The 19,221-nt window shown below is 70.8% G+C and carries 16 protein-coding genes; 8 read left to right on the forward strand and 8 right to left on the reverse strand.

Going from position 1 to position 19,221, the window contains the following annotated elements:
* Position 1: 1 nt before the first annotated feature.
* The 4 genes from IE096_RS16360 to folC all read right to left on the reverse strand — a co-directional run bounded on the left by IE096_RS16360 (position 2) and on the right by folC (position 3,789).
* A complete protein-coding gene (locus tag IE096_RS16360) occupies positions 2-1,021 on the reverse strand; it encodes a rod shape-determining protein (RefSeq protein ID WP_004950903.1) in 1,020 nt (339 codons plus the stop codon).
* 292 nt (positions 1,022-1,313) lie between these two features.
* Positions 1,314-1,727, reverse strand: coding sequence for a nucleoside-diphosphate kinase (gene ndk / locus IE096_RS16365; protein ID WP_189452298.1), 414 nt, complete (start codon positions 1,725-1,727; stop codon positions 1,314-1,316).
* Positions 1,728-1,868: 141 nt separating this feature from the next.
* Positions 1,869-2,240: a DUF4233 domain-containing protein gene (locus tag IE096_RS16370; protein WP_189452300.1), complete on the reverse strand. Its 372-nt coding sequence runs from the start codon at positions 2,238-2,240 to the stop codon at positions 1,869-1,871.
* A gap of 1 nt (position 2,241) precedes the next feature.
* Positions 2,242-3,789: a bifunctional tetrahydrofolate synthase/dihydrofolate synthase gene (gene folC, locus IE096_RS16375; RefSeq protein ID WP_189452302.1), complete on the reverse strand. Its 1,548-nt coding sequence runs from the start codon at positions 3,787-3,789 to the stop codon at positions 2,242-2,244.
* Positions 3,790-3,931: 142 nt separating this feature from the next.
* On the opposite strand from folC, the gene IE096_RS16380 reads away from it, so the two are divergent.
* From IE096_RS16380 to IE096_RS16400, 5 genes are all read left to right on the forward strand, one after another.
* Positions 3,932-5,098, forward strand: coding sequence for an ATP-binding protein (locus IE096_RS16380; protein ID WP_189452304.1), 1,167 nt, complete (start codon positions 3,932-3,934; stop codon positions 5,096-5,098).
* Entirely contained in the window at positions 5,095-5,781 is a 687-nt protein-coding gene (locus IE096_RS16385) for a response regulator transcription factor (RefSeq protein ID WP_189452306.1), read from the forward strand. The genes IE096_RS16380 and IE096_RS16385 overlap by 4 nt, the downstream gene beginning before the upstream one ends.
* A gap of 155 nt (positions 5,782-5,936) precedes the next feature.
* Positions 5,937-7,064 (forward strand): non-hydrolyzing UDP-N-acetylglucosamine 2-epimerase, encoded by a 1,128-nt coding sequence (gene wecB / locus IE096_RS16390; RefSeq protein WP_189452307.1) that lies wholly within the window; start codon positions 5,937-5,939, stop codon positions 7,062-7,064.
* An 86-nt stretch (positions 7,065-7,150) separates the two neighbouring features.
* Positions 7,151-8,515: an XrtP-associated glycosyltransferase gene (locus IE096_RS16395; protein ID WP_189452309.1), complete on the forward strand. Its 1,365-nt coding sequence runs from the start codon at positions 7,151-7,153 to the stop codon at positions 8,513-8,515.
* Positions 8,516-8,653: 138 nt separating this feature from the next.
* Positions 8,654-9,874 (forward strand): hypothetical protein, encoded by a 1,221-nt coding sequence (locus tag IE096_RS16400; RefSeq protein ID WP_189452311.1) that lies wholly within the window; start codon positions 8,654-8,656, stop codon positions 9,872-9,874.
* Between the two features lie 76 nt (positions 9,875-9,950).
* On the opposite strand, the gene IE096_RS16405 is transcribed toward IE096_RS16400, so the two are convergent.
* Positions 9,951-12,572 carry a valine--tRNA ligase gene (locus IE096_RS16405; protein ID WP_189452313.1) on the reverse strand — a complete coding sequence of 874 codons (2,622 nt, stop codon included), beginning with the start codon at positions 12,570-12,572 and terminating at the stop codon, positions 9,951-9,953.
* Positions 12,573-12,707: 135 nt separating this feature from the next.
* On the opposite strand from IE096_RS16405, the gene IE096_RS16410 reads away from it, so the two are divergent.
* From IE096_RS16410 to IE096_RS16420, 3 genes are all read left to right on the forward strand, one after another.
* Complete coding sequence (locus IE096_RS16410) at positions 12,708-13,679, forward strand: hypothetical protein (RefSeq protein ID WP_189452315.1); 972 nt, start codon at positions 12,708-12,710, stop codon at positions 13,677-13,679.
* Between the two features lie 426 nt (positions 13,680-14,105).
* Complete coding sequence (locus IE096_RS16415; RefSeq protein ID WP_189452317.1) at positions 14,106-15,071, forward strand: hypothetical protein; 966 nt, start codon at positions 14,106-14,108, stop codon at positions 15,069-15,071.
* A gap of 162 nt (positions 15,072-15,233) precedes the next feature.
* Positions 15,234-16,136 carry an RpnC/YadD family protein gene (locus IE096_RS16420; protein ID WP_189452319.1) on the forward strand — a complete coding sequence of 301 codons (903 nt, stop codon included), beginning with the start codon at positions 15,234-15,236 and terminating at the stop codon, positions 16,134-16,136.
* Positions 16,137-16,209: 73 nt separating this feature from the next.
* Here the strand turns inward: IE096_RS16420 and clpX are convergent, their stop codons facing one another.
* The 3 genes from clpX to IE096_RS16435 all read right to left on the reverse strand — a co-directional run bounded on the left by clpX (position 16,210) and on the right by IE096_RS16435 (position 18,997).
* On the reverse strand, positions 16,210-17,496 hold the full coding sequence (clpX, locus tag IE096_RS16425; protein WP_126914137.1) for an ATP-dependent Clp protease ATP-binding subunit ClpX: 1,287 nt from the start codon (positions 17,494-17,496) through the stop codon (positions 16,210-16,212).
* A 174-nt stretch (positions 17,497-17,670) separates the two neighbouring features.
* Positions 17,671-18,324 (reverse strand): ATP-dependent Clp protease proteolytic subunit, encoded by a 654-nt coding sequence (locus tag IE096_RS16430; RefSeq protein WP_071963375.1) that lies wholly within the window; start codon positions 18,322-18,324, stop codon positions 17,671-17,673.
* A gap of 67 nt (positions 18,325-18,391) precedes the next feature.
* Positions 18,392-18,997 carry an ATP-dependent Clp protease proteolytic subunit gene (locus IE096_RS16435; protein ID WP_126917990.1) on the reverse strand — a complete coding sequence of 202 codons (606 nt, stop codon included), beginning with the start codon at positions 18,995-18,997 and terminating at the stop codon, positions 18,392-18,394.
* Positions 18,998-19,221: the final 224 nt, after the last annotated feature.

Here is a 19,221-nt window from a genome sequence, read left to right on the forward strand (position 1 = left end):
TTCACCGGCGGGGCTGGGCGTCCAGAACCTGCTGGAGCGCCTCGAACTCCTCGACGCACTTGCCGGAGCCCAGGGCGACGGAGTCCAGCGGGTCCTCGGCGATGTGGATGGGCATCCCGGTCTCGCGGCGCAGCCGCTCGTCCAGGCCCCGCAGCAGCGCCCCTCCACCGGTGAGAACGATGCCCCGGTCCATGACGTCACCCGACAGCTCGGGCGGGCACTTGTCGAGGGTGGTCTTGACGGCGTCGACGATGGAGTTGACGGGCTCCTCGATGGCCTTGCGGACCTCGGCGGCCGAGATGACCACGGTCTTGGGCAGCCCGCTGACCAGGTCGCGGCCACGGATCTCGGTGTGCTCGTCCTGCTCCAGGTCGTACGCCGAACCGATGGTGATCTTGATTTGTTCGGCGGTGCGCTCACCGAGGAGGAGGCTGTACTCCTTCTTGATGTGCTGGATGATCGCGTTGTCCAGCTCGTCGCCGGCGACGCGGATGGACTGCGCGGTGACGATGCCGCCCAGCGAGATCACGGCGACCTCGGTGGTGCCGCCGCCGATGTCGACGACCATGTTGCCGGTCGCCTCGTGGACGGGCAGGCCGGAGCCGATGGCCGCGGCCATGGGCTCCTCGATGATGTGCACCTGACGCGCGCCGGCCTGGGTGGAGGCCTCGATGACGGCGCGGCGCTCGACTCCGGTGATACCGGAGGGCACGCACACCACGACACGCGGGCGGGCCATCCAGCGGCGCTTGTGGATTTTGAGGATGAAGTAGCGGAGCATCCGCTCCGTGATCTCGAAGTCGGCGATGACACCGTCCTTCAGAGGACGCACCGCGACGATGTTCCCCGGAGTTCGGCCGATCATCTTCTTGGCTTCGGCGCCGACCGCGAGGATCCCACCGGTGTTGGTATTGATCGCGACGACTGACGGCTCGTTGAGGACGATCCCGCGGCCTCTGACGTACACCAGCGTGTTGGCGGTCCCGAGGTCGACAGCCATGTCACGGCCGATGAACGACATGTTGTTCCCCATGAGGATACGTCTGGCCTTCCCAGTTTGGGCGAATGCTTACTCGAGGTCGGCAGGTGGTGCGCTGCGGGGCGCGGAAGCTTCATCGTAGTCTCGCCCACTCGAACGTGGCGCGAGGGTTCCTCCGCCATTGTCGGCGGAACACGAGCTGGCCCCAGTAATGGTGACGTCGTGTCGGAGTGAGAGGTTCCCCCGATCGGCGCGCATATGCCAAGGGCGGCCGAAGGGATTAATCGACCGCCCTGATCAGAATGCCTGTTCGGCAGCTCCGGCTGATCCCGTATCAGGCGAGACCGGGAAAGAAAATCTTGATTTCCCGCTCCGCGGACTCCTGCGAGTCCGAGGCGTGGATGAGGTTCTCGCGCGTGATGGTGCCGAAGTCACCACGGATGGAGCCGGGAGCGGCCGAGATCGGGTCGGTCGGGCCGGCCAGCGCGCGGACGCCCTCGATGACGCGCTCGCCCTCGACGACCAGCGCCACGACCGGGCCGGAGGACATGAAGCCCATCAGCGGCTCGTAGAAGTCGCGGCCGACGTGCTCGGCGTAGTGCTGCTCCAGGGTGGCGCGGTCCAGGGTGCGCAGCTCCAGCGCGCCGATCGTCCAGCCGGCCTTGCGCTCGATACGGCCGATGATCTCGCCGACCAGGCCGCGGCGGACCGCGTCGGGCTTGAGGAGGACGAGGGTGCGCTGGCTCATACTGCGGGCTCCTAGCGGGCAGGCGATCGGATGCGTGGGGCGAAGGCTACAGGCCCGCCGGGGCCCGCCGGTACTCGGCCCGGACGGGCCGGGGCGGGCGCCGGAGCGGGCGCCGGGGCGGGCCCGGCCGTGCCCCGGGGCTCAGGCGGCCCCGGAAGCCTCCGCCTCCGCCTCCGCTTCCGCCGTCAGCCGGGCGAAGCGGGCCTTCGCCTCGTCGACCTTGCGGCCGTAGTGGACCGAGGCCCACCACAGGCCGGCGAAGACCACGCCCAGGATGAACATCATCGGGACGACCAGGCCGCTGGCGATCAGGCCGAGCTGGAGCGCCCAGCCCAGCTGGACGCCGCCGGGCCGGGTGAGCACGCCGCACAGCAGCACGCTCAGCACCATGGCGGTGCCGCTGACGGCCCAGACCGTGCCCGCGGACAGGTCGGAGGTCTGCATGGCGACCAGGCCCGCGAAGCCGATGACGAAGAACTCGCCGATCAGGGTGCTGGCGCACAGCGTCCGCATGTCAGCCCCTTCCCAGCAGCAGCCGGGCCTCGCCCACGGTGATCACCGAACCGGTCACCAGGACACCCGCGCCGGAGTACTCGCTCTCCTCCTCGGCGAGGGTGATCGCGGCCTCCAGGGCGTCGTCCAGACGCGGCTCGACCTGCACCCGGTCGGCGCCGAACACCTCGACGGCCACGCCGGCGAGCTCATCGACGTCCATCGCGCGCGGGGTGGAGTTCCGGGTGACGACGATCTCGGCGAAGATCGGCTCGAAGGCCTCCAGCAGACCCCGGACGTCCTTGTCGGCGCTGGTGCCGACGACGCCGATCAGCCGGCTGAAGCCGAACGCCTCGGTGATGCCGTCGGCGGTGACACGGGCGCCCGCCGGATTGTGCGCGGCGTCCAGCACCACCGTGGGGCTGCGGCGCACGACCTCCAGCCGGCCCGGCGAGGTGACCGACGCGAAGGCGCGGCGGACCACGTCGATGTCGAGCGGACGGGCGTGCTGCGAGCCGATCCCGAAGAACGCCTCGACGGCGGCCAGGGCCACGGCGGCGTTGTGCGCCTGGTGGGCGCCGTACAGCGGGAGGAAGACCTCCTCGTACTCGCCGCCCAGGCCGCGCAGGGTCAGCAGCTGGCCGCCGACGGCGACCTCCCGGCCGACCACGCCGAACTCCATGCCCTCGCGGGCGACCGTGGCGTCCACCTCGACGGCGTGCTTGAGCAGCACCTGCGCCGCGTCCACCGGCTGCTGGGACAGCACGACGGTGGCGCCGGACTTGACGATCCCGGCCTTCTCCGTGGCGATGTCACCGGGCGTGGAGCCGAGCCGGTCGGTGTGGTCGAGGGCGATCGGGGTGACCACGGCGACGGTGCCGTCGACGACGTTCGTGGCGTCCCAGGTGCCGCCCATGCCGACCTCGACGACGGCCACGTCGACGGGGGCGTCCGCGAAGGCGGCGAAGGCCATGCCCGTGACGACCTCGAAGAAGGACATCCGGAAGTCCTCGCGCTCGTCGACCATCTCGACGTACGGCTTGATGTCCCGGTACGTCTCGATGAAGCGCTCGGCGGGGATGGGGGCGCCGTCCAGGCTGATCCGCTCGGTGACGGACTGCACGTGGGGGCTGGTGTAGCGGCCGGTGCGCAGGTCGAAGGCGCCGAGGAGGGCCTCGATCATGCGGGCGGTGCTGGTCTTGCCGTTGGTGCCGGTGATGTGGATCGCGGGGTAGGCGCGCTGCGGCTGCCCCAGGATGTCCATCAGGGCCTCCATGCGGACCAGCGACGGGTCCAGCTTGGTCTCGCCCCAGCGGCCCGCGAGCTCCGCCTCCACCTCGCGCAGGGCCCGGTCCACCTCCGGGTCCTCCGGGCGCGCCGGCACGCCGTCGCCCTGCGGCGGCCCGCCCTGGGTGCGCAGGGTGCGGCTGCCCGCCTCGATCACGGCGAGGTCGGGGTCTCTGTCGGTCTCGGCATCGACGATCTCCTCGAACCGGTCGGCGGCACCGGGCGTACCGGTTTCGCCGGGTTCGAGATCGCCGTTCTCGTCATTCAGGGGGCGCTCGCTCACGCGGCCCAGTCTACGGACCGGGGGCGCCCGGAAGGCCGGGGCGTCTCGGGCGGCGCCCCCCGGCCATGAGGAGCGGGCCCATCCGGTTTGTCATACGGTTCTTCCGGAAGATCCGTTAAGCGAGGTTCCGGCGGTGAGAGCCATGGCGTCCTCGGAGGACCGGGACCGGCTCCGGGCGGTCCTGGAGGCGCTGCCGTCCGGCGCCCTCCTGCAGAGCCCGGCCGACGAGATCCTGGCCGTCAACCGCAGATTCGTCGCCATGTTCGACCTCGACGGGAGGGCCGACCTCTCCCCCGGCGCCCCCATGCGCCCGGTCGTCCCGCTCGTCCGGGCGTTCTACACCACCGACGTCTCCCAGCCCCACTCCCCGGACGAGATCCTGGCCCGCCGCCACGTCCACCGCGTCGCGGAGATCCCGCTGACCGACGGACGGACCATCCGCCGCCGGGTCGAGCCGCTGCGCGACAACAGCGCGTATCTCGGTGCCCTGTGGACGTTCACCGACATCAGCGACGCCAAACGGCGCGAGCACGACCTGAAGCGCGACAACGCCGCGCTCACCGAGCTGGCCCGCCAGCGCAACGCCTTCACCGCCGCCGCCTCCCACGAGCTGCGCACCCCGCTCACCTCCATCGGCAGCTTCGGCGAGCTCCTGGCCGACCCCGCCTTCGGCACCCTCACCACCGAACAGGCCTCGTTCCTCGACGCCATCCGGCGCAACGCCGCGCGGATGCAGCGGGTGATCTCCGACCTGCTGCTGACCACCCGGATGCGGGCCGTCGGGCCGGAGCTGGAGTTCGCCCCCGTGGACGTGCCCGACATGCTCGCGGAGGCCCTGCTGGACCACATGGGAGAGCTGGCGGCCGCGGGCGTCTTCGCCGTGCTGGACTGCGAGAGCGGCCCCGCCCTGCGCGGCGACCGCCACCGGCTCCGGCACGTGATCGGCAATCTGCTGGAGAACGCCGCGAAGTTCACCCCGGCCGGCGGCCGGGTCGGCATCACGGCCGCGCCCCGGGGCGTCCACTGGGACATCGAGGTCGCCGACACAGGCATCGGCATCCCCGAGAAGTACCGCCACGAGATCTTCACCGGCTTCGTCCGCGCCCCCAACGCCCGCTCCGGCGGCTACCCCGGCACCGGCCTCGGCCTCGCCATCGGCCGCACGGTCGTCGAACGGCACGGCGGCACGATCACCGTCGGCGGCCGCGAGGGCGAGGGCGCGGTCTTCCGCATCCGGCTGCCGATCGCGGGCCCACCGGCGGGACCGCCTGCGAGCCCGCCGCAGGACGCCACGGGGGCGGCGTCATGACCGGCGTCCTCGTCGTCGAGGACGACCCCGACCTCGCCCTCGCCCTGCGCGTCCTGCTCACCCGCGGCGGCTACGAGGTCACGACCGCCGACGACGGCCGGGAGGCCCTGCGGCTGCTGTTCGCCGAACGCCCAGGGCTGATGATCCTCGACATCGGCCTCCCCGGCCTCGACGGCTGGGAGGTACTGGAACGCACCCGCGACATGAGCGACCTGCCCGTGCTCCTGCTCACCGCACGGGGCGCCGAGAGCGACCGCGTGCGCGGCCTGCGCGCCGGCGCGGACGACTACCTCCCCAAGCCCTTCGGCAACGACGAGCTCCTCGCCCGCGTCGAGGCACTGCTGCGCCGCAGCGCCCCCACCCGCTGGGCCGGCGACTCCTTCGGCGACGACGGGCTGCGGCTGGTCCCCGAGCGCCGCTCGGCGGTCTGGCAGGGCCGCGAGATCCGCCTCAGCGACATCGAGTACCGCCTGCTCCAGGTCCTCGTCCGCAACCGCGGCCGGGTGATCACCACCGACCAGCTCCTCGACCGGGTCTGGGACGACCCGGAGGGCACCGGCCGGGAGCGCGTGAAGTTCGCGGTGCTGCGGCTGCGGCGCAAGCTCCGCCAGGCGGCGGGCGACGAGGCGGCGGACCCCCTGGAGGCCGTGCGGGGACTGGGCTACCGCTACCGGCCGGAGTAGCCCCGGGAACGACTGGAGCAGCCCCCGGAACGAACGGGACCAAAGTCCCGAAATCCGTTCGCTACCGTCCCGCAACCAAACCCCATCCGACCCGGCAACCAAGACCATCCACTCTCTGGAGCTGTCACCGCCCCCGACAGCCCCAGGAGCCCCGCATGTCCCTGCCTCCCCGCAGCATCGCGATCGTTCTCGGTACACGTCCCGAGCTGGTCAAGCTCACCGACCTCGTGCGCCTCCTGGGACCCGCCGCTCACCTGGTCCACACCGGCCAGCACTACGACGAGGAGCTGTCCGGCCGCTTCCTGACCGAGCTGGGACTGCCCGAGCCGACCTTCCTCACCGGTGTCGGCGGGCAGCCGCGCGCCGTGCAGATCTCCGCCGCCCTCGCCCAGCTCGACGCGCTGTTCACCGCCGAGCCGCCGCTGGCCGTCGTCGTCCAGGGCGACACCAACGCCGCCCTCGCCGGCGCGCTGGCCGCCAACGCCCGCGACATCCCGCTGCTGCACGTCGAGGCCGGTCTGCGCAGCCACGACCGCAACATGCCCGAGGAGCACAACCGCGTCCTCATCGACAGCATCGCCGACGTGCTGTGCGCCGCCACCGAGGACAACCGCGCCAACCTCCTCGCCGAGGGCGTCGACGCCTCCCGGATCGCCCTCACCGGCAACACCGTCGTCGAGGCCGTCCGCAACCAGCTCCCCGGCGCGGCCGAGCGCGCGGCGCTGCTGGACCGCGACGGGCTGACCGCCGACGGCTACGTCCTGGCGACCGTCCACCGGCCCGAGAACACCGACTCCGCCGAGGCGCTGCGGGCGATCCTGACCGAGCTGGGCGCCCTCGTGGCCCCCGGCCGCCCGGTCGTCCTGCCGCTGCACCCGCGCACCCGCGCCCGCGTCGAGGCCGCCGGCCTGACGGACCTGCTGGCCCCGCTGACGGTGACGGCACCGCTCGGCTACTCCGAGTTCCTGGCCCTCGCCCGGCACGCCGCCCTGCTGGTCTCCGACTCCGGCGGCATCCAGGAGGAGTGCACGGTCCTCGGCCGCCCGCTGGTCGTCGTCCGCCGCTCCACCGAGCGCCCGGAGGCCATGGCCGACTTCGCGGACCTGGTCGAGCCGGGCCGCGCCATCGGCGAGGCCGCCCGCCGCCGCCTCGCGGAGGGCCCGGAGGGCCTCACCCGCCTGGCCGCCCTGCCGAGCCCGTTCGGTGACGGGCTGGCGTCGGACCGCATCGTCGCGCTCCTGGCCGCCGTGGCGGCCCCGGCGGAGCTGGCCGCCGCCGCGTAGCCCCGCGCGCGACCGCCCGGCAAGCCGCCGACCGCCCCCACCTCGACGCACCCGACGCCCTCGACGCCCGGAGCTGTACCCCCCGCATGTTCTCCAGCCCCTTCCTCCTCCTCTTCCCCTTCTTCCTCCTCCTCTGCTTCCTGCTCTACTGGGCCGGCGCCCGCCACGCGTACACCCGCCGCCCCGCCGTCGAGAACGGCGACCCCGGCGCGTTCGACTGGCACTTCTTCGTCCCCTGCCGTGACGAGGAGGCCGTCGTCGGCACCACCGTCACGCGGCTGCGCGCCGACCACCCGGGCGCACACGTCTGGGTCATCGACGACGACAGCGAGGACCGCACCGGCGCCATCGTCGCCGCCCTCGCCGACGAGGACCGCCGGGTCCACCTCGTCAGCCGGCGCCGCCCCAACGCCCGCCAGGGCAAGGGCGCCGCGCTCAACGCCGCGTACGACGAGCTGAACCAGTTCCTGTCCAAGGACACCGACCGCGAGCGCGTCGTCGTGTGCGTCATCGACGCCGACGGCCAGCTCGACCCGCACGCCCTCGCCCGCGTCAGCGGCCCCCAGGGCTTCGGCGACCCCGAGACCGGCGGCGTCCAGGTCAGCGTCCGGATGCGCAACACCGAGGACCCGCGCCCGCTGCCCGACCGCGGCCGGGCCGCCAACGCCTTCGCCCGGCTGCTGGTGCGCATGCAGGACATGGAGTTCTCCGTCTCCAACGCCGGCATGCAGCTGCTGCGCGGCCGCACCGGCTCCGTCGGCCTGGGCGGCAACGGCCAGTTCACCCGCCTCGCCTCCCTGGACCGCATCGCCGCCGCCGAGCGCCGCCCCTGGCAGCGCGGCGCGCTGCTGGAGGACTACGAGCTGGGCCTCCACATGATCCTCAACGGTGACCGGATATCCCACATAGCCGACACCTGGGTCTCCCAGGAGGGCCTCCCCCACGGCCGCCGGTTCCTCACCCAGCGCACCCGCTGGGCCCAGGGCAACCTCCAGTGCGTCCGCTACGCGCCGCGCATCGTCTCCTCCCGCCACTACGGCGGCAAGGGCGTCCTGGAGACCCTGTACACCTTCCTCCAGCCCGTCGCCCACCTGGTCACCCTCGCGCTGTGCGCGGTCATGTTCACCCTGCTGGGCATCACCGCCGCCGAGGACGGCGTGGGCGAGGCGTTCGGCGGCATGCTGGCCCTGTGGCCGCTGGTGATCGCCCTGGCCGTGGTCTCCGTGACCCCGTTCGTCCTGTGGGGCCCGGTGTACCGCCGGGACCGCGCCGACGACCGCTCGCTGCTGACCGCCCTGCTGTGGGGCCTGGCGCTGTGGGTGTACGCCTACCATCTCTTCCCGGCGTCCGCCCGGGGCTTCGTCCGGATGCTGCGCGGCCGCAACGGCTGGGCCAAGACCCGCCGCAACGCCGAGAGCACCACCTCCGGGCCGGTGGCCATCGAGGCCTGAGCCGCGTCGCAAGTCCCAAGTGAAACCATGAGTTCGGTCACAGAACCGACCGACGAGGCAACCTTCCGCTCCGTTCCGCCATCTGACCGCCGGTGATATTTATGCCCGGAACGGTTCCGGGTGGCGGAACGGAGCGTTGTGCGCACACCACAACTCAGCAACAGAACGCATTTGCTGCTGCTCACCGGGTGGGCAGTGCTCTGGTTCATCGTCGTGGAGCCCAGCGGCGGCTTCTCCTGGCACTACCTGCGCACCGGCGGTGAGCTGATCTACGACGGGGGCTCCTCCGGCGACGGCGGCCTCAACCTCTACGCACGCCACCCCGAGCTCCAGATGGGCCCCATCAGCTTCCTGGTGGCCGGCCTGTTCAACCCCTTCCCGGCCATGGTCGGCCAGGTGCTGGCCGAGGCGCTGATGTCCCTGCTGGGCCTGGTGATCCTGGTCCTGGCCGGCCGCAGCGCCGCCCGGCACCTCCTGGGCACCGGCACCAACCACCAGCGGCTGCGGCAGCGGGTCCTCATCGCGGGCCTGGCCTTCATCCCCATGTGGATCGAGGTCTCGGTCCGCTTCGCGCACCTGGACGACGTCCTCGCCCTGTTCTTCACCGCGCTCGCCGTCCGCTATCTGACGCGCTGCGACGCGGCGGCCACCGGCATCTGCATGGCCCTCGCCCTGGACTCCAAGCCCACGGCGGTGGCCTTCCTGCCGCTGCTGCTGGCGCTGCCCAAGGAGCGGTGGCTGCGGGCGGGGCTGTGGTGCGTGGGCCTGGTGGCCGTCGCCTGGCTGCCGTTCTTCCTCGTCGCCCCGGACTCCTTCGCCGCCGCGAAGTTCACCATCCCCAACAACCCGGCGTCCGCGCTGCGCTGGCTGGGCGGCAACACCCCGCAGACCCCCGACTGGGCCCGCCCCGCCCAGGCGGCGCTCGGCCTCGGCCTGGGCGCGATCGCGGTGTGGCGCGGCCGCTGGGCGGCCGTCGTCCTGCTGGGCGCCAACGCCCGGATCGTCCTCGACCCCAGCGTCTACACCTACTACACGGCGTCCGTGCTGCTCGGGACCCTGCTGTGGGACGTGTGCGGCCAGCGGCGGCTGGTGCCGTGGTGGAGCTGGATCGCGCTGCTCGTGCTCTACGGCAGCGTGTTCCTGGTGCCCGACGAGTCGCTCAAGGGACTGATCCGGCTGGGCTTCGTGGTGGTGTCCACGGCGTACGTGCTCTTCGCCCCGGTGCGGGACCGCCGGGACCGGAACCAGCACAGATCCCTCGACCGGGTGGAGGAGGAACCCGTGGCGGGGCCGTGGGGGCCGATGTGGGACCCGGGCCGGACGAGGCCGTGGGAGGCGCGACCGGTGACGGAGCGCTGATCCCCGGAAAACGGCCGATGCCGGGTCACCCCCACTGGGGGGCGACCCGGCATCGTCGTATCGGCTACCGGTCGGCTCAGGCGCCCGGGAGCGCCGCGAGCTGCGCGCTGATCCGCTCGATGTCGGCCTCGGCCGTCGCCAGGCGCGTACGGATCTTCTCCACGGCGACCTCGGCGGCCTTGGCCAGGAAGGCCTCGTTGCCCAGCTTGGCCGTGGCCTGCGCCTTCTCCTTCTCGGCCGCGGCCAGCGCCTTGGCCAGGCGCTTGCGCTCGGCCTCGACGTCGATCGTGCCGGACAGGTCGAGGGCGACCGTGGCACCGGCGACCGGGAGGGTCGCGGTGGCGTGGAAGCCGTCCTCGGCGGGCTGGAGGCGCAGCAGCTGACGGATCGCGCCCTCGTGGGCGGCGAGCGTCGTGCCCGACAGGTCGAGCTTCGCCGGGACGCGCTGGCCGGGCTGGAGGCCCTGGTCGGCACGGAAGCGGCGGACCTCGGTGATCACCTGCTGGAGGTTCTCGATCTCGGCCTCGGCGGCGGCGTCACGGAAACCGCTGTCCTTCGGCCAGTCGGCGACGACGACCGACTCCTTGCCCGTGAGCGTGGTCCACAGCGTCTCGGTGACGAAGGGCACGACCGGGTGGAGGAGCTTGAGGGTGACGTCGAGGACCTCGCCGAGCACGCGCGCGGAGACCTTGGCCTGCTCGCCACCCGCCATGAAGGTCGTCTTCGACAGCTCGACGTACCAGTCGAAGACCTCGTCCCACGCGAAGTGGAAGAGGGCGTCGGACAGCTTCGCGAACTGGTAGTCGTCGTAGTAGGCGTCGACCTCGGCGACCGTCGCGTTGAGGCGCGACATGATCCAGCGGTCGGTGGCCGACATCTGCTCCACCGGCGGCAGCTCGCCCTCGACCGTCGCGCCGTTCATCATCGCGAAGCGCGTGGCGTTCCAGATCTTGTTGGCGAAGTTCCGCGAGCCCTGGACCCAGTCCTCGCCGATCGGCACGTCGACGCCGGGGTTGGCACCGCGCGCGAGGGTGAAGCGGACGGCGTCGGAGCCGTACTTGTCCATCCAGTCCAGCGGGTTGACCGCGTTGCCGAAGGACTTCGACATCTTCTTGCCGAACTGGTCGCGGACCATGCCGTGGAGGGCGATGGTGTGGAACGGCGGGGTGCCGTCCATCGCGTACAGGCCGAACATCATCATCCGGACGACCCAGAAGAAGAGGATGTCGTAGCCGGTGACGAGGACGGAGTTCGGGTAGAACTTCGCGACGCTGTCGGTCTTCTCGGGCCAGCCGAGCGTGGAGAACGGCCACAGGCCGGAGGAGAACCAGGTGTCGAGGACGTCGGTCTCCTGGTGCCAGCCCTCGCCGGCGGGCGGCTGCTCGTCCGGGCCGACGCAGACCATCTCGCCGTCCGGGCCGTACCAGACCGGGATGCGGTGGCCCCACCACAGCTGACGCGAGATGCACCAGTCGTGGAGGTTGTCCACCCAGTCGAAGTACCGCTTCTCCATCTCCTGCGGGTGGATCTTGACCTGGCCGTCACGGACGGCGTCGGCGGCGGCCTTGGCCAGCGGGGCGGTCTTCACCCACCACTGCATGGACTGACGCGGCTCCAGCGTCGTCTTGCAGCGCGAGCAGTGGCCCACGGAGTGGGTGTACGGGCGCTTCTCGGCGACGATCCGGCCCTCGGCGCGCAGGGCGCCGACGATCGCGGAGCGGGCCTCGAAGCGGTCCAGACCGAGGAAGGGGCCGTGGGTGGTGATCACGCCGTGCTCGTCGAGAACGGTGATCGACGGCAGGTCGTGGCGGCGCCCGATCTCGAAGTCGTTCGGGTCGTGGGCGGGGGTGACCTTGACGGCACCCGTGCCGAACTCGGGGTCGACGTGCTCGTCGGCGACGACCGGGATGCGGCGGCCGGTCAGCGGCAGCTCGATCTCGGTGCCGACGAGGTGCTTGTAGCGCTCGTCCTCGGGGTGGACGGCCACGGCGGTGTCGCCGAGCATCGTCTCGGCGCGGGTCGTGGCGACGACGATCTCCGAGTCCCCGGAGCCGTACCGGATGGAGACGAGCTCGCCCTCGTCGTCCTGGTACTCCACCTCGATGTCGGAGATGGCGGTCAGACAGCGCGGGCACCAGTTGATGATGCGCTCGGCGCGGTAGATCAGCTCGTCGTCGTAGAGCTTCTTGAAGATCGTCTGGACGGCCTTGGAGAGGCCCTCGTCCATGGTGAAGCGCTCGCGGGACCAGGCGACACCATCGCCCAGGCGACGCATCTGCCCGGAGATCTGACCGCCGGACTTGGCCTTCCACTGCCAGACGCGCTCGACGAACGCCTCGCGGCCGAGGTCGTGGCGGGACTTGCCCTCCTTGGCCAGCTCGCGCTCGACCACGTTCTGCGTGGCGATGCCGGCGTGGTCCATGCCGGGCTGCCACAGGACCTCGAAGCCCTGCATGCGCTTGCGGCGGGTGAGGGCGTCGATCAGCGTGTGCTCGAAGGCGTGGCCCAGGTGGAGGGAGCCCGTGACGTTCGGCGGGGGGATGACGATGGTGTACGGCTCTTTGTCGCTCTTGGCGTCGGCCTCGAAGTAGCCCCGCTCTACCCAGCGCTCGTACAGCGGCCCCTCTACCTCGGCCGGCGCGTACTGGGTCGGCAGTTCGGGGACGCTGTCTGGTGTCTGCTGAGTGTTCTCGGTCACGGACCGAATTCTACGGGGAGGGGCCGACAGCTCACGAACCCGTTTCCGCCCCGCCGCACGGCTCGAATAAGCGATCGACAAAGATGACGTGCACCTGACCCAGGCCCCCTGCACGTGAGAGAGCCGAGAACGACGATGAGCCACCCCCAGCCGGGCCCGTACGGCCAGCAGCCGCCGCCCGCCCCCTACGGCCAGCCCGGCTATGGCTATCCGCAGGCACCGTCCGCGAACCCATACGGCGCCGGCGCCTACGGCTATCCGCACCCGCAGGCTCACCCGTACGGCCAGCCGGGCCCGTACGGCCACCCGGGGCCCTACGGACAACAGCCCGGCATGCCGATTCCGTACCCGCCGCCCCTCCCCCCGCACAACAGCAACAAGGGCAAGGCCATCGGCATCGCGCTGGGCGCGGTGATCCTGGTCGGCGCGATCGTCGTGGGCGGCTTCGTGCTGATGTCGGGCGGCCACGGGGGCGGCGGCACCGGGGGCGGAGGGGGCGCCAAGGGCGGCGGGGGTCCGGTCACGGAGGCGGGCCCGCGCCACAAGCTCGTCACCCCCGACACGATCCTGGCCGGCGAGTACCGCAAGGAGACCGGCGCGGACCTGCCGGTACTGGGCTCGGACGAGAAGGCCGACCTCCGCCACATGGGCGTCGCCGACCCCGAGACCATCTCGGGCGCGTACGAGACGGGCAGCCCGGGGCCGACGCAGAAGAAGCTCCGCTTCACCGGCGCCTGGGGCCGCATCAAGACCCCGGAACGCGTCGTGGACGGCATGTTCGCGTCGCTGGGCGCCGCGCTCAAGAGGGACGACGGCGACGGCGAGGGCCGCATGGAACTCGAGGGCACCGCGGAACGCGTCACCCCCTCCGGGCTGGACGACGGCGCGGTGATGAAGTGCCAGCACACCCACCTCGTCGGCACCACCGCCCCGGGCGGCAAGCCCATCACGATGCAGATGTGCGTCTGGGCCGACCACAGCACGACGGAAGCGGTGTTCAGCCTGGACACGGCGGCGGTCCTGGCGGGGAAGAAGGTCCCCCTGGCGGAGGCGGCGGAGCTGACGTCGAAGGTGCGCAAGGACACGCGGGTGGAGCTGACGAAGTGACGAGCCGTCGCGTGCGGTCCGGGGCGCTGGCGGGGGCGTCCCTGCTGGCACTGGCGGGGCCGGCGCTGGCAGGCTGCGACAGCGCCGACCGCAACTCCGCGACCCGTCCGACGGCGATCCCGTCTGCCACAACGCCGTCGACCCCGGGGAGGACAAGGACAAGGACGTTGCCGAGGACCAGCTGAGCCGGGCGACGCTCCTGCTCGGGGTGACGAACGGGCAGCGGGTGCACGCCGTGTACACGACCGAGCTCACCTGGTCGGGCAGCCCGCAGAGGCTCACGCCCGCACGTCCGTCTCGCAGTAGCACACACGGGACTTGTTCCGAAACCGTTGCGGGGCCGAGGTAAAGCCGGAATAAGCCATCGGGAAAGATGGCGCAGAGCTGTCGCGTGTCGCGTGAGAGAACTGCGTCGAAGAGGAACTGATGAGCTACCCCCAGCCGGGCCCGTACGGCCAGCAGCCGCCGCCCAACCCGTACGGCCAGGGCGGCGCCCCCGGCCAGCCCGGCTACGGCTACCCCCAGCAGCCCCCCGCCCCCTACGGCGCCCCGCCGCCCCCGCCCCCGCCGCCGGGCACGCCCTACGGCGCCCCGCCCCAGCAGGCCGGCTGGGGCCAGCCCCCGGCCCCCCAGCCCCAGGGCTGGGGCCAGCAGCCGGGCATGCCGGGCGGCTACCCGCCCCAGCCGAGCGGCGGCGGCGCGGGCAAGGCGATCGGCATCACGGTGGGCGTGCTGGTCGTCGTGGGCGCGATCGTGGGCGGCGTGCTCTTCCTGAACGGCGGCGGCGGTAACGGTGACGGCGATGTGAAGCCGTACACGATGGACCTGCCGGTCTCCTTGCTGGACGGCAAGTTCGTCGAGGCCCCGACGCCGGCGGGCGCACAGAACCAGCCGAAGAGCCTCGCCGACAACGAAAAGGCCAAGGCCGCGGGCATCGAGAACGGCACGTCGGTGAGCAAGGCGTACACGAACCCGGAGAAGCAGGCGCTGTCGGTTGGCGGCACCTACGGCACGATCGCCGACCCCAAGAAGACCGTCGACGCACTGATCGCCCAGTCGGACGAACAGCAGTCCCAGCTCGCGTCGAAGCTCAACGCCAAGATCGAGACGACCACGCCCTGGACGGACTTCTCGCCGAGCGGCTTCGACGGTGCGGTGCTGAAGTGCCGGACGCAGAAGACCACCAGCTCCTACGGCAGCATCTCCTCCGAGGCCGAGACCTCCTCCTGCGTCTGGGGCGACAAGAGCGCGGTGGGCATCGTCCAGCACCAGATCTCGAAGAGCAGCAGCCCCTACGGCGGTGCCACCGCAGCCACCGGCAACGTCATGTCCGCCCAGGAGCTCTCCGACGCGACCGCCAAGATCCGCAACCAGGTCCGCAAGGAGAAGTAACCCTCCAGCGGCCCGCTCACCCCACGGCCGCCGCGCATGCCCACCCGGCATCGCGGCGGCCGTTGCGTTGCGCCAGCGGAAATCACCACATAAGACCGCCCGAACGAGTGATCGTGCGCCAATAGTCGGAAGCACAGGCGTTCCCGCTCCTACTTTCGGGCCATGGTCACTTCACACCATGAGGCGGCGCACCGGATCTTCCAGGACTGTCCGGAGCTGCTCGCGCCCGTGTTCCGGATCCTGGACGTGCCGTTTCCGGCGAAGGCGTCGGTAGAGGTACTCACGGCGGATGCCACCGAGATCAGACCGCTGGAGCGGCGCGTGGACAGCGTGCTGCGCATCGAACCGCCCGATGGCACCAGCGGCTTCCTCCTCGCGATCGAGGCACAGGGACGCCGCGACCCGGTCAAGGCCGTCAGCTGGGCGTACTACCTGTCTTTTCTGATGGCGAAGTATGCCTGCCCCGCGCTCCTACTCGTGGTCTGCCACGACAAGCCGACAGCCAACTGGGCGGCTGGCCCCTTCCGGCTCGGTCCCGAAGGCTGGACCGCGCTGACCGTGCAACCTTTGGTCCTTGGGCCCGAGAACGTGCCCGTCATCACCGACCCGGACCGGGCCGCCCGAAACCTGGCGCTGGCGACGTTCTCGGCTATCACTCACGCCCGCGGTCAGGAAGCTCCGGCCATACTGGAGGCGCTGGCACGAGGCCTGGCGACGGCCGACGAGGAGTCCATCGCTTACTACGCGGAACTGTTGGAAATCGGCCTGGGCGAAACCCCGGCAGGAGACATCTGGAGGAACCTCATGCCCCGCACCTACTTCCCCGGACGCGGCACCCTCATCGAGAAGACGTTCCTGGAAGGCGAGGCCAAGGGACGAGCCGAGGGACGAGTCGAAGAACGTGCGCAGATGGTGCTGCACGTCCTGGAGAAGCGTGGAATCCCCACACCGGACGAGGTCCAGGAACGCGTCACGTCCTGCACCTACATGGACATCCTGGCGGACTGGCTGGACCGCGCCTTCACCGTCTCGAAGGCCGAAGACATCTTCAACGACGAGATCTAAAGTCCAGACAGCACCAGAGGGGGCGCCCCGCCGGCCGGCCGGGCGCCCCCTCAGTTACGTACTCCGCGAGGACCTACGCGCTCTTCTCGTGCCGTTCCCCCGGCTCGTTGCCGCGCGTGCGCGGTACCAGGGTCGGGTTGACGTTCGACTGGACCACGTCCGCCGTGATGACGACCCGGGCGACGTCCTTGCGCGACGGGACCTCGTACATCACCGACATCAGGACCTCTTCCATGATGGCGCGCAGACCGCGCGCCCCCGTGCCCCGCAGGATCGCCTGGTCGGCGATGGCCTCCAGGGCCGGGCGGTCGAAGTCGAGCTCGACGCCGTCGAGTTCGAAGAGGCGCTGGTACTGCTTCACCAGGGCGTTGCGCGGCTCGACGAGGATCTTGAGGAGAGCCTCGCGGTCCAGGTTGTGGACGCTGGTGATGACCGGGAGGCGGCCGATGAACTCCGGGATCATCCCGAACTTCACCAGGTCCTCCGGCATGACCTCCTGGAACTGGTCGCTGGCCTCGATCTCGCGCTTGGAGCGGATCGTGGCGCCGAAGCCGATGCCCTTCGCGCCCGCGCGGGACTCGATGATCTTCTCGAGGCCGGAGAAGGCGCCGCCCACGATGAACAGGACGTTCGTCGTGTCGATCTGGATGAATTCCTGGTGGGGGTGCTTGCGGCCGCCCTGGGGCGGGACGGAGGCCGTGGTGCCCTCGAGGATCTTCAGCAGGGCCTGCTGGACGCCCTCGCCCGACACATCCCGTGTGATCGACGGATTTTCGCTCTTTCGGGCGACCTTGTCGATCTCATCGATGTAGATGATGCCGGTCTCGGCCTTCTTGACGTCGTAGTCGGCGGCCTGGATCAGCTTCAGCAGGATGTTCTCGACGTCCTCGCCGACATAGCCGGCCTCCGTCAGGGCCGTGGCGTCGGCGATGGCGAAGGGGACGTTGAGCATGCGGGCCAGGGTCTGGGCGAGCAGCGTCTTGCCGGAGCCCGTGGGGCCGAGCAGCAGGATGTTGGACTTGGCCAGTTCGATGCCGTCGTCGCGGTTGTGCGCGCCGTTCTCGCCGGCCTGGACCCGCTTGTAGTGGTTGTAGACGGCGACGGAGAGGGCCTTCTTGGCGGCCTCCTGGCCGACGACGTAGCCCTCGAGGAACTCGTAGATCTCACGGGGCTTGGGAAGCTCCTCCCAGCGCACCTCGCTGGTCTCCGCGAGCTCTTCCTCGATGATCTCGTTGCAGAGGTCGATGCACTCGTCGCAGATGTACACACCAGGACCCGCGATGAGCTTCTTCACCTGCTTCTGGCTCTTGCCGCAGAACGAGCACTTGAGCAGATCGCCGCCGTCACCGATGCGTGCCACGAGGTGCTTCCCCTTCGCCTGGGATCCGCCTTGCTCTGCGAACCCGAGTGCTTGCCTATCGACGGTACCTTGCCGGGCCCCCCGCGCGGGCCCCCCTTGGACCTACTCGGCCAAGGGAGAGCCCGTCGTCGGCGGCGCGGTGGTGGCTGGGACCGGTCGGACCGAGTGGTGCGGTCAGACGGTCACGGACGACTTGCGCGTCGAGACGATCTGGTCGACCAGACCGTACGCGAGCGCGTCCTCAGCGGTGAGGATCTTGTCGCGCTCGATGTCGTCGCGGATCTTCTCGATCGGCTGGGTGGAGTGCTTGGCCAGCATCTCCTCCAGCTGGGTGCGCATCCGCATGATCTCCTTGGCGGCGATCTCCAGGTCGGAGAGCTGCTCGCGGCCCGTCTGGCTGGACGGCTGGTGGATCAGCACCCGGGCGTTGGGCAGCGCCATGCGCTTGCCGGGGGTACCGGCGGCGAGGAGGATCGCGGCGGCGGACGCGGCCTGGCCCATGCAGACCGTCTGGATGTCCGGCTTCACGAACTGCATCGTGTCGTAGATGGCCGTGAGGGCCGTGAACGAGCCACCGGGGCTGTTGATGTAGATCGAGATGTCACGGTCGGGGTCCATCGACTCCAGGCACAGCAGCTGCGCCATGACGTCGTTGGCGGAGGCGTCGTCGATCTGGACGCCGAGGAAGATCACGCGCTCCTCGAAGAGCTTCGCGTACGGGTCGTACTCGCGCACGCCCTGCGAGGTGCGCTCGACGAAGCGCGGAACGACGTAACGGGCCTCGGCCTGGGGGCCGGTGTAGAGGCCGCTGGGGGACGAGATGTTCATGCGGGTGTCACTCCTGGTGGCGATGTGGGCTGGGTACGGCCGGCGGGCGGTCCTGCTGCCGGGGCGGTCAGGCCCCGGTGCCGCCGCCGCCCGGAACGCCGGAGGCGTGCGTGATGATCTCGTCGATGATCCCGTACTCCTTGGCCTCCTCCGCCGTGAACCAGCGGTCGCGGTCGCCGTCGCGGATGATCGCCTCCACGGTCTGACCGGTGTGCGCGGCGGTGATCTCGGCCATGCGCTTCTTGGTGCGCAGCAGCTGCTCGGCCTGGATCTTGATGTCCGAGGCGGTGCCGCCGAGGCCCGCGGAGCCCTGGTGCATGAGGATGTCGGTGTTGGGCAGCGCGAAGCGCTTGCCCGGGGTGCCACCGGTCAGCAGGAACTGGCCCATGGAGGCCGCGAGGCCCATGCCGATGGTGACCACGTCGTTCGGGATGTACTGCATGGTGTCGTAGACCGCCATGCCCGCCGTCACCGAGCCACCGGGGCTGTTGATGTAGAGGAAGATGTCCTTGGTCGGGTCCGCGGCCAGGAGGAGCATCTGCGCGGTGATCTTGTTGGCGATGTCGTCGTCGACCTGCTGGCCGAGGAAGATGATCCGCTCCCCGAGCAGCCGGTTGTAGACCTGGTCGCCGAGGCCACCACCGATGGCGATCTCACCGGCGGCGGAAGGCATCAGATTCGTCACGTATCCACCTGCTCGTCTCTGACGGCAACGGGCCGTCTCCGCGTCTTCTCTGGGGACCGGGGTGGCGTGGCCGGTACGCGCCGGCGCGCTGCCATGTCTCCCCTGCCCTCGTATCTACGGACCCTAACGCGCTGGTCGGCAGGCGCCATCCCGCATCAGGAACTGTTCGCTCTGAGCGCAGGTTCCCCCCGTGCGAAAGGGCCGTGCACAGG

This window comes from Streptomyces abikoensis (genome assembly GCF_014648775.1).
GTDB classification, from domain to species: domain Bacteria; phylum Actinomycetota; class Actinomycetes; order Streptomycetales; family Streptomycetaceae; genus Streptomyces; species Streptomyces abikoensis.

Excerpts from the sequence above, each read along its gene's own strand:
- IE096_RS16360 (WP_004950903.1), bottom strand. The coding sequence starts at position 1,021 with ATGTCGTTCATCGGCCGTGACATGGCTGTCGACCTCGGGACCGCCAAC.
- ndk (WP_189452298.1), bottom strand. The coding sequence starts at position 1,727 with ATGAGCCAGCGCACCCTCGTCCTCCTCAAGCCCGACGCGGTCCGCCGC.
- IE096_RS16370 (WP_189452300.1), bottom strand. The coding sequence starts at position 2,240 with ATGCGGACGCTGTGCGCCAGCACCCTGATCGGCGAGTTCTTCGTCATC.
- IE096_RS16380 (WP_189452304.1), top strand. The coding sequence starts at position 3,932 with ATGGCGTCCTCGGAGGACCGGGACCGGCTCCGGGCGGTCCTGGAGGCG.
- IE096_RS16385 (WP_189452306.1), top strand. The coding sequence starts at position 5,095 with ATGACCGGCGTCCTCGTCGTCGAGGACGACCCCGACCTCGCCCTCGCC.
- wecB (WP_189452307.1), top strand. The coding sequence starts at position 5,937 with ATGTCCCTGCCTCCCCGCAGCATCGCGATCGTTCTCGGTACACGTCCC.
- IE096_RS16395 (WP_189452309.1), top strand. The coding sequence starts at position 7,151 with ATGTTCTCCAGCCCCTTCCTCCTCCTCTTCCCCTTCTTCCTCCTCCTC.
- IE096_RS16410 (WP_189452315.1), top strand. The coding sequence starts at position 12,708 with ATGAGCCACCCCCAGCCGGGCCCGTACGGCCAGCAGCCGCCGCCCGCC.
- IE096_RS16415 (WP_189452317.1), top strand. The coding sequence starts at position 14,106 with ATGAGCTACCCCCAGCCGGGCCCGTACGGCCAGCAGCCGCCGCCCAAC.
- IE096_RS16420 (WP_189452319.1), top strand. The coding sequence starts at position 15,234 with ATGGTCACTTCACACCATGAGGCGGCGCACCGGATCTTCCAGGACTGT.
- IE096_RS16430 (WP_071963375.1), bottom strand. The coding sequence starts at position 18,324 with ATGAACATCTCGTCCCCCAGCGGCCTCTACACCGGCCCCCAGGCCGAG.
- IE096_RS16435 (WP_126917990.1), bottom strand. The coding sequence starts at position 18,997 with ATGCCTTCCGCCGCCGGTGAGATCGCCATCGGTGGTGGCCTCGGCGAC.